The following is an 18,614-nucleotide window of genomic DNA, read 5'->3' on the forward strand; positions in this document are numbered from 1 at the left end:
AGAATCCCCCATCTTTCGTTATCATTTTTTGAGAGGAAAGATAGGGGAGGCCATGACATGGGACAGGTAGAACGGGAAAGAGGTCTGAAAAAAGGCACGATCCTGCAAAAAGCTTATCGGATCAAAAAGACCATTTCCACAAGTGAGCTGTCGATTGTGTATGTGGTCTACCATATGAAAAGCAAGCGGACACTTATTCTCAAAGAGTTTTTCCCTCAAGCATTGGCGATGCGAGATTTGGATCACGTGAAGGTCATTTGTCGCAGACCAACGTTAAAAAACAAATTCGACATGCTGCTAGACAGCTTTTGGCAAGAGGCGTCCCTGCACAAGGAACTGAATCATCCCAATATCATCGGATACATCGACCATTTTGCGGAAAATGGCACAGGTTATCTCGTCGTGGACTATTGCAAAGGAAAGACGCTGGATGAGTATGTACTCGCCCAAACTGAGCTTGATCTGGGAGCATTTTTGCATCAGACGGTACTTCCGGTATTTGACGGATTAGACTATTTGCACAAAAAAGGCATTATTCATCGCGATATCAAGCCCCAAAATATCCTGGTCATTGAAGCTGGCCATCCTGTGCTGATCGATTTTGGCTCCGCGATCTACTTCGAGAGTGATGAACCCAAGCCGATTGTGACGACAGAAGGATATTCACCGCTTGAGTTTTACTCGGGTCAATCCAAGCAAGGAGTAGTCTCCGATATTTACAGCCTGGCTGCCACCCTGTATTACTGTCTGACCAAAGAGCGTCCCGTTGATGTGGCGGCAAGAGTCATTGAGGATACCTTGCCAGCGATTCGAACACGGAACCCTGATGTTCCGCTGCTGCTGGCGAATGTCATTATGTGGGGATTGGCCGTCGACTCGAAAAAAAGATGCCCCACCCTCAAGCTGTTTGCGACAGCGATTCGTGCAGAGCATCTGATTTGGAAGGGAAAGGCGCTTCTCTCTTAGGAAGCTTCCTCATTAGACGACGATTTCTTAAAGCGAATTTCGATCTCGGTCATCCGATCCTCAAAGGTCACATACACCTTGTCGTTGTAATGGAGGACGAGCTTTTTATGTCGGGGCATGGTTTCCTTGCCCCGTTCAATTGTGCAGTGACTATGATTGACCAAGAGGAGCGTCTGATTTTTTCCCGGCTGGAAGTAAATCTTCTGCGCTTCGGGCAAATGCTCATTCACATCCAAACTGGTGAACAGCTCCTGCAACGTGATCCGCTGCTTCTTGCCAAAGGAGGCGAGAGGCCAAAACTTGACAGGGATGTCATTGCCGCTTGCCGTGTGCAGGAAATAACCCTCCAGGCGACCCACAAACGCAGGCTTGGGACGTGTAAGCAAGTAAACACCGTAGCCAATCGCAGCTACGAGCAACACAATCATGCCGATGGTGATGTAGCGATCCCATACCGAGTGTACGGTAATGACCAGTGGGCCTGTGACACTTGCTCCTTCTGCATCTGTGGCGGTGATGGTGATTTCTGATGTACCGCTTTTCTCGGGTGTCAGCTTCAGAGCCGCGTCTTGAATCGTAGCAACAAATCGTTCTTCGGGATCAGCGGTGACGATGGTATAGGTCAGCTTGTCGTTATTGGCGTCCGTGAAGAACGAACCCAGATCGATAGCCTGCTCACCGTTTTCCTTCTCGATTGTCAAGGTATTGACCGAAGCAGCAACTGGGGAGATATTCGTAATGTCATAAACGCTCGTAGCCGTTTCGCGATAAAAGTCCGGGCCGTTCATAAAGATTTTCCACTGGTACTTGCCCGTGTGAGGGAAGACGTAGTCGACCGTAAAGCTATCGCCAAGATTCTTCATCGGGACCTTTTCTTCTTTTTTCCCCACGAGATCGTTTACGATCAGTTCTGCTTGCATGGATGCGTACACATCCTTGTCATCCAGTCGTCCCTCCAGATGGTTCAGATAGGTAGTAAACGTGGCAGGATTCCCCTTGATAACAGGTTCAGGCTTGACCTCTACACCAGCCATCAAGCTGTAATTCCCCAGTAAGTTGATCTTCACCAAATCCCCGGGTTTGCCCCTAAATTTAACGAGATAGTTCCCCTTCTTCGGCTTTTCTATTTTCATCAGCGAGTATTTTTTTGATTTCATAAAATGGACATTCTGCGATTGATAGTACACTTGCGATTCCAACAGCGGATTGTTGGACAACAGGATGATGTTCGCTTCCTGCATGCTGGAGTTAGGAATGGTTACGGTCACTTCCTGCAAGCCGCCGGTCGCTGTCATGGCTGCCACCGAAACGAGCTGAGATTGAATATGCTTGGCAAAAATCTGATTGAAGATTTCAGGCAGATCATCCGTACTTTGTGTGACAAAGGAAGTTCCGCCTGTTGCCTCAGCGATTTTTTTCAATTGTTCCTTCTGGACGGAGCCATCGCTATTGAGACCAATCGTATAGATCGGATAGCCTTGCGCTTTTGCCTTCGAGATAGCTGTCTCCACATCCTTGTTGGATGCTGCCACACTCCTGTCACCCGCGTTTTGCCGCAAATCTGTTCCCCCGTCTGACAAAAGGATCAAAAATGGCTTGCGAGCCGGGTCCTTTGCTTTTTCAATCATCTCTGCCCCTCTGCGCAAACCGAGTCCCAAATCCGAATACCCAGAGTAACGCAACCCTTGAATGGTTCGCTTGAGCTGTTCCCGATCTCTTGCTTCGGCCATGCTCGATGGAGACTGAGCTTGTACAATTCGATCATTATAGGCGACAAAGCCAATGCGGGTACGCGTGGCCTCGCTCATATCAATGAACATACTCATGACCTCTGCGGCTGTTTTGCCAGGGTCCGTTTTGTTCATGGAATTACTCGTATCAAAGACAAAGACCGCGTCTACTCCGGCATCTGCTGTTCCATTTGCCCCAGCAGTTAGTGGGGCGGACAAGAAGAGCATGGGGAGGAGCAGTCCAATGACCACCATTCGGAAAAGTGGCGGCATAGAGACGGTTGACTGACGATTTTTGTACATACATTCACCTTTTTTCTGAAAAAAATTTTAAAAAAGTTCATGACTTACTAAAATGGGACGATTTACCTATAAATGGTTGTTCGTATAAAAGATCGGTTTCCTATTGCCGATGTATATAAAAGTTAATTGCACCCATTTTTGTAAATATGAGGTGAATGTATAATCCTCCCCAGCGGCAACTAGGGAGAATTATCTATCAGTCCTTGTGCTTCTTTCCTAGTAAGAGAGTGGACAAGGCGAGGCTTATCCCTATTTTTTCGAAGACCTAGGAAAGGAGACTCTGTGTCTTCAGCATAAAACGGGAATCCAAGAAAAGGAAGATTTGTGGAATAAAATGGGTCTAAATACTGAGAATGGTCGTGCAGGTATAGGAAAATTGTCACAATCTGCGGAATGTTGACAAATAATGCAGGCAAAGTTTAATTTAGAGGCAAGATTTTTTGTTTGTTTTTGGTATAAATGTAACGATTTGTATTTCTATTCATGAAGTAGGACTCATCATTTATCAAGTAGGACTAAGTGGTTATGCAGACAACAGAAAGGGGCCATTTATGGACATTATTAACCAGACCAACCGAACCATGCTGTTCGAAGAGATCAACCCGGAAAAATTGGACCTGATCACTATTGTTGGAGATGTAAAAGGAATCGACAGTCTCAGCGACGACAAGATCAAGGAGATCAACGAGCATCTTCTCGTGCGCAGCTTCGATGAGTTTTTGGACAAGTTCTCCCCGAGTGTGTATTCGTTCTACAATGCAGCGAACCAAAAAGTGATGTACACCTTGAAAAAGCCTGACGGAATTGCAGAGGATGCGATTTCTGAAATCAAGATCGATCAGAGCAATGACTTCTTGAAAATGCTGTTTACCCTGATTGATACGAAGCGCAGCCAAGGGATCACCAACGTGGATTTCAAATTCGAGAATTTGCTCGATATGATTTCCCCGAAAAAAGTGATGGATGACATCCGTCAGGTGCGCAAAGAGATTCACTACTTGTACGGCCATTATGAAAAGCTCGATGATGGCGATCCGAAGAAGCTCGATCTCGGTGACAAGCTGAACACGATGTTCGAGGATGCGAGCAAAAACTACAACAACGTCATGGCGATGCTGCCGCTGGCGATTGAAGATATCAAAACACGACTGCTCTTGGGCGGCGCTCAAGAGGAGAACCAATCCGAAGCGATTCAGATCGGGATGCTGACGATTGGGGAAGACGGAGAGCTGAAGATCATTGAGGCACCAAAGAGTGACAGCCGCGAGCTGATGGTTCTCGATGAAAACAGCGGAAACGGACTGATGAACGTTTTCGAAGAGGATTACGAGTCGATCACGGAGACGCCATCCTCCTATGTAAAAGATCTCGTGGTTCGCACCTTCTGCCCGCTGCCGACGGTACATACCGAAGTCAACATTGAGACAGAAGTACAGAACTACAATACGTATCTCGAGTTCTACAAAAACGCCAAGGACGACTTCGTAAAAACGGTGAAGCCTTTGGTTGAGAAAATTTTGGGAGTGAAGATGTTCTTCGATCAGTACGTGACCAAGAACAAAGGCATGCAGCCAGCTATGCTGATCACGAATACGAAGCTCGACATGCTCGTGAAAAGCAGCAACATTCCACGTCTGGAGACATACCTGAACACGGTCAACGCGAAAAACGACTTCACGGATACGATCTGGTTCGGAATCGTTCCATCTGTGGATATGGATTCCGCGGGAAAAGCAAAAGTGACTCGCGAGCGTTTCCGTGGGAACGAAAAAGTCGTCAAGCAGGACGGCAATACGATGGAATCGCTCACCATGCTGCTTCAAGTCGTCAAGGACTTCAAGGTGCAAGTGTTCTTCAGCTTCAGTACAGGTGAAGAAACGACCTTCAACAGCATGGCGACAGCGGGCATTGATAAATATATCGACAAGTGCGGAATCCTGGTACGCAAGGAATTCAGTGAATTCGCTATCCCATGCATTCCGAACTTCACGATTATTCCGAAAGATAAATCAGGAGTTGTCATCGACAGCAGAATGCTGCAAACCGAAGACGGCGTGAAGCTGTCCCAGGAAAAAGAAGACATCCTGAAGCTGTGGATCGAGGGTGTCTATGTTGGTGCCAGCTATGTAGCTGCTGGTGTCGTGGCAGCGTACCAGTGTCCAGAGTACTTGCGCGAAACATTCAAAGTGGTTAGCCGCGAATATCCGGGTGTGCGCTTTGACATCGAAGCAGGTGAAAACGGACTGCGCGCTGTTACCACAATGGCCAAAGAAATCTCCGGCTTCACCAACAACATCAAAGATTCCATCAACCGCAAAAACTTTGGATTCGTCTTCTCTTCGGAAAATGCACAAATCCAAGGCAAAGACATCAAGCGCATTACGGTGTACAAGGCACGCAGCCTCGCTATGGCAGAGGACGGCTTTGATTCCATCTACAAAACACTTGTCAGCACCTATATCGAGCGGATTCTCCGCTTCCAGACGGGTGATTTCAAACACGACAACATCGTGAAGTTCTTCAGTAACAATCCGAGCAGCCAAAAAAGCAAATGGCTGGGCACGCGTGGCTTCGTGAACTCCATCATTCAAGATGGCGATGATATGAGCTACATCATCGATGACAAGAGCAATCTGTGCCATATCGATTTGGTGTTCAACGGCAATGTGAAAAACCTGGAGGTCACCATCACCAAAGGAACGACTCCGGTCAAGGCATAGCATTGATCCCCTGGAGAGCTGTTTATGAAACTTTTTGACACATTACGCAGGTGGTTTGAGGTGTGTTTCCCAAAACGCACCCTTACACATAAGCCTCGAAGCCAATCAGGTACTTCGAGAGCAAGATTTCATTTCAAGGAGGTTTTATTCATGGGTTTTCGACTCAAAGTAGAAGGTTCTGAAACAATTGAGCTGGGCATGGACAACATCCAAACAGTGAAGTACGACACTGACACGCCAGACGATTCCAACGCGCGCTCCACAGATGTGGGTGCAACACTGAAACTGACTGGCAAAATCATCACTGCAACTGATGGTGACAGTGCGGATGACACCATGAAGCTGGCTCTCTGGTCTTTGGTACCAGCAGAAAAAGCGGATTGCTACCGCAAAGTAACACTGGAAGTAATCGCTGCTGATCAAGTGATCCGCAAAATCTACTTCCCGAACGCATTCGTAGTAGATTACAACGAGAGCTTCGGTGATACCGAGGGTGTAGGAACATTCAGCATCTTCATCAAGCAAAAGAAAGACAAAACCGAACTCACCAAAATCGAAGGCGGCTACGCTGTTTAGGTTTTGGGAGAAGTAAGGTAGGAAGAGCCGTACCTCGAAAGCCGTGTTCGAGGTACGGCTCTACAAAATAACCAAAATCATTGCCAGACAGAGGGTGCGCGCATGAAAAATTATTACGAGATTCTGGGGCTAACCAAACAGGCTTCCACGAATGACATCAAAAAAGCATACCGTCAACTGGCAAAGCAGCATCATCCGGATGTCAATGCCGGGAGCAGTGAGTCAGAACGAATTTTTAAAGAAATTACCGAGGCCTATCAGACATTGCAGGACCCGGCCTTGCGCGAGGCGTACGACGCACGTTACGAAGCTTTTCAGCAGAAGAAACAACAAACTGGTGGTCATACAAACAGTACAAAACAAGGACAAAGCAAACAGCAAGCGCAGTCTGCACCGGGTGTAAACTTCGAAGATTTGGGGAGCACCTTTGAACGATTTTTTGGGTTTCATCCGAAGACAGGCGAGATTAATCCAAACACCATGAAATCCGAGAAGAAAAATCCACTGGATACAACGGATATGTTTGAACAGTTTTTCCGCATGAAGAAAAAATAAGAGGGAAAAATCGGGCTTGGATGACAGCTCTTTCATGACATAGAGGTAGTAGCAACCTGCTCCTGTCTTTGGATGGATGTCCATACATACACCATTCGCCCAAAGCTCGGAGCATTTTTCTTAAGAGGAAGTTCAAAAATTCGTCTTTTGATCACGATTTAAATGTAAGAGGTAGTTGATTGGGGGTAAAAATGTGGCGAAGAAAAAAGGGTACCAAAAGTCCGTCAGAGTGAAGCTCATAGAGTTGCTGATTTCCATTCTTGTGATTTGTGCACTTATTTATGTCTTTGGTTATACGGACAGCAACGCTCTGAAAATCTTTACAGGAATTGCCTTCGGACTCTTTTTGTTCGGGGTCATTATCGTCAGATTCGGAAGCCCCGACGAACCGGCGCCAAAAAAAGAGGATGGCGTCACCAAACTGGTTCTATTGGATGAAGAGGGAGAGAGCGTGAAGGAGTGGTTCATCCAAGGGGAGACATCCCTTTTGATCGGCAAAAGCTCTGCGCAAAACGAGGTCGACATCGACTTGGCGGACGCGGAATACGCCGCCTTGATCAGCAAGCAGCATGCGGTTCTGAATCAAGCGTCTGGGGACTGGTTCATCGAGGATATTCATTCCAAAAACGGCACAGGCATCAAGCAGCCGAACAAACGCGACAAGAGCAAGCTGGAGATTGAACAGCCGCATAAAGTGAAGGCTGGCGACATCATTTACATAGCTAATACCCGCTTGTTGCTGAAATAACAACGGGGGAAACATCGCTTTTACACATACATATCGTCCTTGCACGGAACGAAACGGGGGAGCAGAAGAATGAGTTTGACAAGATGCGCGAATGGTCACATGTTTAGCACCAGAAAACACGGAAGCACCTGCCCTTATTGCAGTATGGTCGTGGAGCCTGGGGCGAAACCGGACAACAAAGCACCAGCGAGAGTGGCAGACGACGATAAGACGATGCCGTATCTGGGGGAAACAGAAGGAATTGAGCCTGTTACCGGATGGCTGGTATGTATTGAGGGGCCGCAACAAGGTCAAGATTACCGCATTATGGCAGAGAAGAACTTCATCGGTCGCGCAGAGGATATGCATATCCGAATCGTCGGAGACAACGCGATCTCCCGCCGCAATCATGCGGTGATTGTCTACGATCCGAAAAAACGCAACTTTTACTTGCTCCCGGGCGATGCGTCGGGGCTTGCTTATCATAACAATGAAGCGGTGTACACGCCAGTTGAGCTTACTGCGTACGATGTGCTTCAGCTCGGAAAGAGTACCTTTATATTCATCCCGCTATGCGGTGTTCACTTCGAGTGGGACAACTCCAACAAAGGCAAGGAATGATGAGCATGTTTCAACAGGGCGCAATCCCGTATCTGGTCGTCCTTGGCGTGATCATTGCCATTACTCTTTTGTTTCGTCTGCGTGCAGCTTTGATCCGGCAAGAAATGAATCCCGTCATCCAGATCGGAAATGGACAGACGATCGGCAGACGAGAAGAACAGGATGATTACTTTTCGACAGCAACATCGTCTCATGGGACGATTGCAGTCTTGGCTGATGGAATCAGTGGACTGGCTAACGGCAGACTTGCTTCAACACTTGCCGTGACTACATTTATCCGTGAGTTTACAAAGCTGGACAACCCGAAGTATTTGTCCCTCTTCTTTTCCCGGGCCGCTTCTCTTGCCAATTCGGAGATTTTGCAGGCGCTGAGAGGAAGTCGGGGTGGGACTACACTGGTCGCTGGCGTAATCATAGAGGACAAGCTGTATTGGGGAGCGGTTGGAGACAGTATCATTACCGTTTTCCGGAATGGAGAATTCATCCCGATCAATCAAAAAGACATTTATGAGTCGGTGCTGGAGGCTCGTTTTCTGTCCGGCGAGATTACGAAGGACGAGGCATTGGACCATCCGCAGAAAAAACAGCTAATCAACTACTTGGGCTACGATAACTTTCAAAATATCGAAATTGGTCGTGAGCCGTTTCCACTTGAGAAGGGAGACAAGGTCATCCTCTGTAGTGACGGCGTCTACGATACGTTAACTGAGATGGAGCTGGAGCAGATTTTGTTCCAAAATATCGCTGCCCATGACGCGGCTGACCAAATCATTGAAGCGGTGGAAAGCAAGCAAAAAGCCAATCAGGATAACGCAACCATTCTCATCCTGGAAAAAGGCTGGTAACGGGGGAGCGGGTAGTACGAATGAGAAAGGACAACAGTGAATTCATTACCGGGTTTCTATCCGAATCAGGCAGCTTCGTTCGCAACAAGGATTACTTTGCCTACACGGAGCTGGATGATATCGCGTGCTGGGTAATCGCCCGCGGATTGGACAATGATCAGGAAGTAGAAAGTGCGGAGTTGGCTGCCAAAAGCGTTCTGGGCTACTTTTTGCAGAAGCCATCCATTTCGCGTTATCGCATACGCCGCTATTTGCAGGAAGCCCATCGTGTCCTGCAAGCCGAGAGCCATCGCGTCAGGCTAAAAGCGAGCTTGACCGTAGTCGTAACGGACTATGCCAGAGTGAGGTATGGGGTCGCTGGTAACACCCGACTGTATCAGTTTCGCAATGGCCGATTGCAATGGCAGAGCAAGGATCAGAGTCTTGCCCAACAGATGGTAGATGGGGAGGAAATCGCAGAGGACGCGCTTGATCAGCACGAAGAGCGACATAATCTCTTGAGCTATTTGGGGACACCCAATGAATTTCGTCCGTTTGTCTCCAAAAAGCTTCCGCTCTATGACGGTGATGTTTTTCTGCTTGCCACCCCCGGTCTGTGGGAGAAAGTAAATCCGGCCGAAATGCAGGACGGGCTTCAAGAGGCGAAAGATCCCGAGGCCTGGATCGATACGCTAGAAGATGTGCTTTTGAGCAAGCAAGAGCATGTCGTTCAAAACTACACGGCAGCCGCTATTTTTGCGAACAAAATATTCAAGACAGACCCGCAAAAAAAATGGCGAATTATCAAACGGGTGGCACTCATCCTTCTCGTGCTTGCCTTGGCTGGAGGCGGAGCTCTGCTGTACAAGATGAAGGAAGCGGAGCGCATCGCGGATGCTGCGACAGGGATGTTTGAGTATGAAACAGCCGGAGACGCTTTCATTGCGGAGGGAGATTATCCGAAGGCACTCAAGGCGTACAGCGATGCCCGAAATGCCGCAAATATCGTGAAAAACAAAGTTCAGGCTGCCCTCTTGGCCAAAAAGATCCGCATTACACAGTTGATCGTGGATGGAGATACGGCTGTAAAGGATGAGCAGTACGCGAAAGCATTGGATAAGTACGACAAGGCGCTCAAGGAAATGAAAGGGCGCGATGATTTTAACGAACCGGAGATTTTGGAGAAAAAAGAAAAGACGCAATCGTATGTGCTCGTCATGCAGTGGAAAAAGGAAGGCGACCTCTTGTTTGAGGCACAGGATTACGCTGGTGCGGAGGCCTATTACCAAAAGGCTCGCAAGCTGGCGTTGGAAACGTCCTTTGTGACAGGTGAAAAGGAGCTTCGCACCAAGCTGGACGAGGTAGCTTCCAAAAAGACCGGAATCGATAAGGAAAAGAAGACGCTTGATGGCGACAAGCTGGAGAAGCAAGGCGACGAGAGCTATGCGGCGCAAGACTTCGAGGGAGCGATCCAATCATATACGATGGCCCAGGAAATTTATCAGGAGATTGGTGTGCTGGAAAAAGTTTTGGCGATGGAGCGCAAGGTGACAAAGGCAGAGGAGAAGCTAAATCCTCCTGCTGCTCCGCCGTCGGCAGGTGCGTCAGCAGGACAGCCACCTGTGCAAGGGACGAGTGCTGCGAGTCAACCAACGGCAGTTCCGGTGAATCAAACGGCACCAGTTAACCAGGCGGCTCCCGTAAATCAGACGGCACCGAATAACCAAACGCCCTCGGTTAACCAGACAGTCCCAGTAAATCCGGCGGCTCCAACGTACCAGCCAGTTCAGGCACCTCCAGTAGTGCCGACCAATCAAGCAGTTCCGCCAGCCGCGACAGCTCCTACGACTCAGCCAGTTCAGCCACCGCAAGCTAATCCACCAGCTACAGCCAATCCGACACAGGAGGAGGCAGCGAAAACGCCATGAAAGAGATCGTACTGGATCGTTTGAACAAAATGGAGGAGCTGGAGCAGCGCAGGTTGCTCAAGCAGATCATGAACGGCGTCTTCCTCAACCTGGTCGAGTATCAGGAGGAGATGCAGAAAAAGCTGGAGGAGCGTGTTTTTACCGAGATCGAGGACAAGGAAGATAAGCATGACATCTATGTGACCCTCTGCCATCGCGATGACTTTGACCCGATCCATGAGTATTTGTACCCGATGATCCCTGGTGATGAAGAAAAGAAAATATGTGATCGCAAAGAGTTGGCAGTCAAGCTCAGCAACCGGGAAGAAGCGGTCATGATGACGATCTTTTTAGAGTGTGAGTACGACAAGATACAGGCGCTGATAATGAGCAAGCGGACCTTCAAGGGGCGTTTGAACACGGGGGGCAACCACTATCCAATCGAGGTGCGCCTCCAACAAAGTCGTGTGTATATGGATGAGCTGGAAAAGCTGTACAACATGTTTCAAAAGAACGGGATGCCGTGGAAAACGGTGAATCACCCTTACGCGAGCAAGTTTTTCGATGTCATTCTGGTTGCCTGTGAGGGCACGTTTACAGAAGACGAAGAGATACTGGAAATGTCGATTACCCTCGATGAGTGGGAGCCTTACAAAAAGCTGGACGTCATTCCGCTATGGAACATTGAGCGCTTGGCTTTAAAAAACATCGGCTTTCCCGTACCTGCCATTGACCGGGTGAATTTCGAGCATGTTCTGTCGTTACGCAAGACAGGCAGCGAGCACGGGTATTTGGTGGATGGAGATGAGGAGCTGATTCGCTACATCAAGCGGTCACCAGAAGAGCTGACGATTGTCTCACCTCAGGAGAAGTCGGGAGTTTGGAACGTATGCAAAATTACGCAGCCTGTCACGACCCGCATCGGAAGACTCGATTACGAATTGGTGTCCAATCGTCGCAAAAACAGCTTCATTGGGAGCTATGCGCGGAAGCAGGCGATGACTGTCCGGGCCAAAGGAGAGATTATTCGAATCGTCCATTCCTTTGAGGCCGCTGAGCAACTGGAGCTAGTGAATGTGGAGATCCGGGACAAAAACAATCGGCCTTCCGCCACATACGGTTTGAATCCGTTCATTAGCGATAACGTCCGCGTAGAAAATGACAAGAAGATCATGTCTCTCGGCTTTCGGAGACGCGGGGCGAACAGCTTTATTCTTCAAGACATGATGAGCTTTCTCGTCTCCGAGGTTCAGATGTATTTTCCGGAATACAAGTGTGAAGGAGAATGGGCTTGAATTACATCTGGGATTTGGTTATTCGTGCAAAACGCGCCGGGATCGCCAAAAAAGACATCCAGTTCAAAGCGGCCAAAGTGTATTCGCCCTACATGGAGCTGAGTCATGAGGCCATCAACGCCAAAATGGTGGAAAAGACAGTAGAGGTGAATCCGTACTACCGCTTCGACGATATTTTCCGTGACCTTTTTGATGCCAATTACGCGGACGATGCAGAGCTTCGGCATACCTTGTTTGATATCATCATCCATTTGCTTGCCGAGATCGATCTGTCGCAAGGGATGAACAAGCGTGAATACCACATCCGCTTTGTATTGCGCGATTTGGAAGCGGGGCTGTTCGGCAGTCGGGTACAGGAAAATATCCGACTTTTTACCAAAGAGGAGCGAGAGATTATCGCAGGCAATATTTTGCGCTTGTATGAGACTGGCGAAGCGGTGTACCTGCTCAAGGATACGATGCGCAAAATTTTCTCTCACTCCACCATTTACGCCAATTGCGAAGAAAAAGACGAGCTGCTGATTTACGTCGGGCAGTCGGAGAGTGAAACCGCACATGCCAAGCTTGCTTTAATCAAGGATATTTTTCTGCCGGTTCGGTTCCATACAGAGATTTATTGGCGAAATCATTTCGGCATTTTGGATGTCGAGGAAACGATGCTAATCGACAGTGTTGCACTGTACTAGAGGGTTTTGACCGATTGACCCCAACAAAAGGTCGGGAGAGAGGAGAGTTGGGATGTCTACCTATTCATATAAGCTTCATCTCCAAAAAGGCAGCGGAGATGGCAAAGAACGCAATCATCCAGGAGAAGCGACCTATACGCGGGACGAGCTGATGGAAATGACAACCTTTCAGCTCCGCAATATTTGTTACAAGGAAAAGCTGGTCCGCTCTTTCGTGAACAATCTTGATCGGGAGGGACTGCTGCACACGATTCTGCGTTTTCGCGGCGCAGAAGAAAACCTCCTGATTGAGCGTGCTGTTCCAGGTGGTGTTGAACGCCTCGAAGCTGTACTCCACAAATATTTAAACACACCGATGCCAGGTGTAGATGTGATCAAAATACCAGCGAAGATGTGCTTGTACATGGGTCTCGCCATTGACAGGCTGGACAACTATCGCGTCGAATCCTCCCAAGGCTTGTCCGAATCCAATGTGCTTTTGGTGAATGACCATATGGAGTTATGCGGGATTTTGCATCTGCGCAAGGACAAAGACGATAGGAGAGCCGGGCATTTTGTGCTGCACGCTTGCCAAGATGCTCCATTGAGAAAAACGGTCAATCAAAACTACAGCCTGCTCTTTTTCCGCAAACAGGATTCGGAGTATTTGTACAAGGCGTATCACCAGGAACATCCGTTGCCGCCTGTTAATCTCCACTACTACAAAGTACCGGTGACTGACCTCGAGATCAGGGAATTGGAAGAAACAGATGCCGTTCTCGCGATTGATTTTGGTACCTCCTCGACGACAGCGGGTGCTTTTCTCGACCATCAGTATGTCAGCTCCCCTTCCAGCAACGACTTGTTGAATGGACGCATACGTTTGAATGCGATCAATTATGTCTCTTTTCCTGATACAACGCAAAAAAACGAGGAATGGATCGAGGTACTGCCGACGGCTGTCAGCGTGGCGGATTGCTCCTCCCCGCATGACGTTCGCTTTCACATCGGTTATGAAGCACTTCGGCACATGAAAAAGAACGGATACAGCACGAACGCGACCGTGTTTCAAGGTATCAAGCGCTGGGTGAACAGCTATCACAAAATCGAGGAGGTCATGGACAGCCAAGGGAATACCGCGAGTGTGAAACGAAGCGACATCCTGCGCCAGTACCTTCTTCACGTCATTCAAATGGCCGAGCATCAATTCAAATGCCGCTTTCGTCATCTGCATATCACAAGTCCGGTCAAGCTGAAAACGCAGTTTCTTGAGATGTTCACCGAGATTTTGCCGGAGTATCGCATTGAATCAGAGCACGCCCTCGATGAAGGAATGGCCGTCCTGTTTAATACGATTGCGGATCAAATTGACAAAAACAGCTTTCTGGACGGGGAGACGTATCAAGCACTCGTTATCGATTGCGGCGGAGGAACGACGGACCTGTCATCCTGCCATTTCCGGATTGAGGACGGACATATCTCTTATCGCATCGATATCGACACGACCTATGAAAATGGCGACACCAATTTTGGCGGCAACAACATTACGTATCGCATCATGCAATTTATGAAAATCGTCTTCGCGGACTATTACGGAAAAGGGCGACAAGTGACCGACATCGACCAGATCATCGACATCCCTGGATCGGAAATATTCCGGTACGTGGATGAATACGGCGTCGACTCCATCTATGAACGCTTCGAGGCGAGATATCAGGAAGCTGAGACGATTTTGCCGACTCGCTACAAGGAGTACGAGAACAAGAGCCGGGACGAGTATCAGCGTGTCCGCAACAATTTCCACTTTTTGTGGGACCTCGCTGATCACATGAAAAAAGAGTTTTTCCGTCAGACCGGCATTCTGCGCAATCGCTTCACATCCGATACGGAAAATCGTCAAGAGCCTGATCTAAAGCTGACGGCAGTCGAGCGATGGGTGTTGTCGATACGGGAGGATGGTCGCTTCCGGGATGTGTTTGATTTTCCAGATGTCGTTTTCAACGCCAAAGAGATCAATCACCTGATCAAAGCGGATATTTACGAGATTTTGCGCGTTTTTTTGGACGATTTTTACCAACAGGGAAGGCTGGCTGACTTCTCGATTATCAAGCTGACTGGGCAGTCGTGCCGGATTGATGTTTTCCGTGAAGCGCTCAAAGAGTTCGTCCCTGGACGCAGTATCGAGTTCCGGCAAAAGTCGGAGGATGCGGGCAAGGTGCCAGACCTGAAGCTGTCTTGCTTGCGTGGAGCACTGCGCTATCAAAGTGCCAAAAAGGCGGGTTTCATCGAAGCGAGCATTACGAATCATGCACCGATCGTCCCGTATTCCGTGACTGCCTTCACGCATAACAAGCAAGAGAGGGTACTCATTCACAGTCAGGAAAAGCTGAGTCTCGTGCATGGCTCCATCTCGCGTCCTTACGGCGTGAGCGAGGTTGAATTTTATCTCAAGGAAAATGACGGACAGCTGCGCCAGCGGTATTTGTACATTGATGATCCCGCTCAATACAAAACCGTGTTGTATGAGGACATCGCGAGCAAGTATGGGACACATATCCCGCAGGATGAGACGGACTCGATTCAAAATGGCGAGTCGAAATACTTCGTTTTTGCAAGCGGCAGTGAGTGGGGATTCCATGTCGTGCCAGTAGCTCGTCTGAATGAACAGCTTGCTTTGGGGAAAAAGGTTTTCTTTGCCTTTGAGAGTGACTTGTCCGAGCTGGATTTCTTTGACGGGATGAAATGATCAAAATAACCAGGCAGCTTAAATGAACAGGAAGGGGGAACAGCGGTGTTTTCCCATCTCTATCCCAATTTTCATAAAGGGCGAATTCTCAAGCGAGAGATGCTTGAGAATCTGCGTGATTACCCGCGGCATTTTGTAGATTTATACTTTCGGGATTATACAGACGGCATTATTTCCGGGATGGATGTAACGATAGGCGAAGGGCACCTCACTGTCGGCAGAGGGATCATCAAGCATCAAGGACGGATTTACTTGTTTGAACGCGAAGAGCGTGTCCCTTATGAGACCACAGGTATAGAGACGGTGCTCAAGATTCGCTTTCACGAGGAGACTTCGCTGACCGACTATTATGTTTACGAGACATCCTATGTTCTCGATCAGGAGCTAGATTCACGCCCTGATGAAAGGGAGTTGGGGCGCTTCAAGCTCAAACAAGGAGCAAGGCTTCGCGGTGATTATCAGGACTTATCCGATATGGCGACCGAATTCAATACGTGGAATATCGTGCATGTCGAACATGCCGGGAGAAACGAGCCAACACTTGCCCCCTACATCCTGCGGTATTTTGCGAATGAAATGCTGAAAACGGTCACCAATCACCCGTATGATCTCACCTTTGCCATGCAGTGCTTGAATGCGGACAGAGTAGAGCGGGGGCTCATTCTTCATTATATAGGCAACAGACTTGGGACGGGTTACCGCGAGTACACGAACCTGCAGATTCTAAAATACCTCGCACGTATATTGGATGATGCCAAGAGCGGCGGAAGGTCCTCAAAAACGGAGTGGAAAACAGGCGGGCGTCAGCGGGTTATTGTTGATTAACGAGAGGATGGTGAATGGAAATGGCGCGCATGGATGAAAGCATTATCGGCATGTTGAATGAGCTTTCCGGTGAGGATGCACAGCCAGCAGCAATACGTTTTGGTCCAAAGGGCAAAAATCGACTGGATGTTGTGAACAAATCATTCATTACAGTCGGTGAAGAGAGAATCCCCATGGAGGACAAACACGTCCTCGACGATCTCGTACAGATTCGACTCCCGAAGACATTTTCCATCATGAGTCCAGAAGTAGCAGCTCTGAAGTATCCCTCGGAACGTAGGCCTTCCCTGATTTTTACAAATGAAACAGCGTCGATTAACCTGGCTTTTACCTATACCGAGAGCAAGCTGACGGATTCTCCTGCACAACTGAAAGCCTTCATGGATGTCATGAAGCAGGTTTTGCGGAGAACACAGCCGCTCGCTAGTTGGCAGGAGGAAGGAATACGTGAGATTGCTGGGACCAGTGTCGGATTTTTCGAATTTGTTGCACCAGCATTGGATACAGACATTTACAACCTGATCAGCTTTGTCTCCCTACAGGGACGCGCTCTTCTCTGCACGTTCAATTGCACGGAGCAGGAGCTTTCAGATTGGAAGCCAGTAGGCTGGGGGATCATGGATTCCCTGTCGCTCGTATCCACCAATTCAGATGAACATGGGAAGGGAGAAGGGAAAATATGAGTCTTCCTGTCATTGCCTACAACAATTTGCAAATCTCTCCTTATCAATTAACGCATCTGGTAGAACTGACGATTACGAAAAAGATCAATGAGCATGCCCGCCTGACATTTACGGGGATCGTACCAGAAGAATTGAAGGACAGCTATGTAGAAATGACAGAAGCACAGACCCCGATCGAAATCAGTCAGGTGGATAACGAAGGCAACGCCACGCCGCTTTTTGCAGGGATCGTTCTGGAGATAGGCATCAAAGCCGTACGGGACGTCTATTATTTGTACGTCGAAGCTGTCTCGCCTACGTACAATCTCGACGTAAAGCGCAAGAGCCGTTCGTTTCAAAACAAAGCAATGACCTACGGTGCCCTTTTGAAAACAATTGCAGGAGAATACCCAGGCATGGACATTATGGACATGGCCTCCAATGGAGGGAAACTGGGCTCCTTTACCATGCAGTATCAGGAGACGGATTGGCAATTTCTCAAGCGGCTGGCTTCGCGTTTTCAGACTGGACTGATGCCGGCATCCGTTTTTGAAAAGCCGAAATTCAGCTTTGGTGTGCCAGAGGGTGCATCAAAAGGCAAGCTGGACGATTTTCACTACCGAGTGCGCAAAAATTTGAATGAATACCGCCATTCCTCGGAAAACGGAGTCAAGGGCGTGGATGAAAATGACTACATCTTTTACGAGGTAGAGACGGATCGCGTGCTCGATTTGGGCAACGGAGTGGATTTTAAAGGGAAGAGCCTGTATGTGTATGAAGCCCATACCGAGATGAAGAAAGGCTTGCTCAAGCACAAGTATTTGCTCGCGTCCAAAAAAGGAATGAGCCAAAAGCCGCTCCACAATTCGCTCATCGTAGGGGCATCGGTGCAGGGGAAAGTCATTGAGGTCTCAAAAGACAACGTCAAAATCCATCTCGATATCGATGAGAGCCAAAGCAAGAGCGAAGCGCACTGGTTCCCGTATTCCTCGGTTTATACGGCCGAAGGAAACAGCGGTTGGTATTGCATGCCGGAGCTCGATGACTACGTCCGTGTCTATTTTCCGAGCAACAAGGAGAGTGACGGGATTGCGATCAGCTCTGTCCGGAAAAATTCAGACGAGGGCGAAACGAACAAGCTCGGGAATCCCGATATCAAATACTTCCGTACGGCCAACGGGAAAGAACTGATGTTCAGCCCGTCGGAGGTATTGCTTAGCGCAAAGGATGGGGAAATCCTCATACGCATGACCGACGCGGACGGCATCCAGATTTTCAGCAAGAAAAATATCAAGGTTGTCTCCGAAAAGGACATCCTGATGGACTCTGCCACGAAGGTGATTATCTCGGCGAAAGAGGAGATCAGTCTCACCTGCAAAGAGAGCAACATCAAAATGGACGGAAATACAAGCATCGTCGGGCAGGAGCTCAAAACCAATTGACACACATGGTTCCCACGCGGGTAACCGTGTGTTTGGTGTATGCAAAAACG

At 48.6% G+C, this 18,614-nt stretch carries 15 protein-coding genes; 14 read left to right on the forward strand and 1 reads right to left on the reverse strand.

The annotated features are described in order from the left end of the window. The first annotated feature begins 57 nt into the window (after nt 1–57). Nucleotides 58–966 carry a serine/threonine protein kinase gene (locus M3630_RS10215; RefSeq protein WP_251252022.1) on the forward strand — a complete coding sequence of 303 codons (909 nt, stop codon included), beginning with the start codon at nt 58–60 and terminating at the stop codon, nt 964–966. On the opposite strand, the gene M3630_RS10220 is transcribed toward M3630_RS10215, so the two are convergent. Next, nucleotides 963–2,999, reverse strand: coding sequence for a VWA domain-containing protein (locus M3630_RS10220; RefSeq protein WP_251252023.1), 2,037 nt, complete (start codon nt 2,997–2,999; stop codon nt 963–965). The two genes, M3630_RS10215 and M3630_RS10220, sit on opposite strands and share 4 nt — an antisense overlap. Before the next feature lie 551 nt (nt 3,000–3,550). Between M3630_RS10220 and M3630_RS10225 the strand changes: the two genes are divergently transcribed. From M3630_RS10225 to M3630_RS10285, 13 genes are all read left to right on the forward strand, one after another. Continuing rightward, nucleotides 3,551–5,719, forward strand: a complete 2,169-nt coding sequence (locus tag M3630_RS10225) for a transcriptional regulator (protein ID WP_232774333.1) — start codon at nt 3,551–3,553, stop codon at nt 5,717–5,719. Between the two features lie 150 nt (nt 5,720–5,869). Beyond that, the gene (locus M3630_RS10230; protein ID WP_007728098.1) at nt 5,870–6,295 is read left to right on the forward strand and encodes a hypothetical protein; all 426 of its coding nucleotides are present in this window, start codon (nt 5,870–5,872) and stop codon (nt 6,293–6,295) included. 102 nt (nt 6,296–6,397) lie between these two features. Next, complete coding sequence (locus M3630_RS10235; protein ID WP_251252024.1) at nt 6,398–6,850, forward strand: J domain-containing protein; 453 nt, start codon at nt 6,398–6,400, stop codon at nt 6,848–6,850. A 193-nt stretch (nt 6,851–7,043) separates the two neighbouring features. Further along, nucleotides 7,044–7,598 (forward strand): FHA domain-containing protein, encoded by a 555-nt coding sequence (locus tag M3630_RS10240; protein WP_173611970.1) that lies wholly within the window; start codon nt 7,044–7,046, stop codon nt 7,596–7,598. Nucleotides 7,599–7,667: 69 nt separating this feature from the next. Next, nucleotides 7,668–8,198 (forward strand): FHA domain-containing protein, encoded by a 531-nt coding sequence (locus M3630_RS10245; protein WP_173611969.1) that lies wholly within the window; start codon nt 7,668–7,670, stop codon nt 8,196–8,198. A gap of 5 nt (nt 8,199–8,203) precedes the next feature. Further along, complete coding sequence (locus tag M3630_RS10250; RefSeq protein WP_251252025.1) at nt 8,204–9,043, forward strand: PP2C family protein-serine/threonine phosphatase; 840 nt, start codon at nt 8,204–8,206, stop codon at nt 9,041–9,043. 20 nt (nt 9,044–9,063) lie between these two features. Continuing rightward, the gene (locus M3630_RS10255; protein ID WP_251252026.1) at nt 9,064–10,950 is read left to right on the forward strand and encodes a PP2C family protein-serine/threonine phosphatase; all 1,887 of its coding nucleotides are present in this window, start codon (nt 9,064–9,066) and stop codon (nt 10,948–10,950) included. Then, nucleotides 10,947–12,224, forward strand: a complete 1,278-nt coding sequence (locus tag M3630_RS10260; protein WP_251252027.1) for a normocyte-binding protein — start codon at nt 10,947–10,949, stop codon at nt 12,222–12,224. Before M3630_RS10255 ends, M3630_RS10260 begins: the two co-directional genes overlap by 4 nt. Further along, nucleotides 12,215–12,910, forward strand: a complete 696-nt coding sequence (locus M3630_RS10265) for an iron-dependent peroxidase (protein WP_173611965.1) — start codon at nt 12,215–12,217, stop codon at nt 12,908–12,910. Before M3630_RS10260 ends, M3630_RS10265 begins: the two co-directional genes overlap by 10 nt. A gap of 52 nt (nt 12,911–12,962) precedes the next feature. Then, nucleotides 12,963–15,635: an acetate and sugar kinases/Hsc70/actin family protein gene (locus M3630_RS10270; protein WP_251252028.1), complete on the forward strand. Its 2,673-nt coding sequence runs from the start codon at nt 12,963–12,965 to the stop codon at nt 15,633–15,635. Between the two features lie 45 nt (nt 15,636–15,680). Beyond that, entirely contained in the window at nt 15,681–16,460 is a 780-nt protein-coding gene (locus M3630_RS10275; RefSeq protein WP_251252029.1) for a DNA and RNA helicase, read from the forward strand. A gap of 14 nt (nt 16,461–16,474) precedes the next feature. Beyond that, nucleotides 16,475–17,143 (forward strand): hypothetical protein, encoded by a 669-nt coding sequence (locus M3630_RS10280; RefSeq protein WP_251252030.1) that lies wholly within the window; start codon nt 16,475–16,477, stop codon nt 17,141–17,143. Next, a complete protein-coding gene (locus M3630_RS10285) occupies nt 17,140–18,564 on the forward strand; it encodes a contractile injection system protein, VgrG/Pvc8 family (RefSeq protein WP_173611961.1) in 1,425 nt (474 codons plus the stop codon). The genes M3630_RS10280 and M3630_RS10285 overlap by 4 nt, the downstream gene beginning before the upstream one ends. Nucleotides 18,565–18,614 lie beyond the last annotated feature (50 nt).

This window comes from Brevibacillus sp. MER 51, assembly GCF_023714195.1.
Classification (GTDB): domain Bacteria; phylum Bacillota; class Bacilli; order Brevibacillales; family Brevibacillaceae; genus Brevibacillus.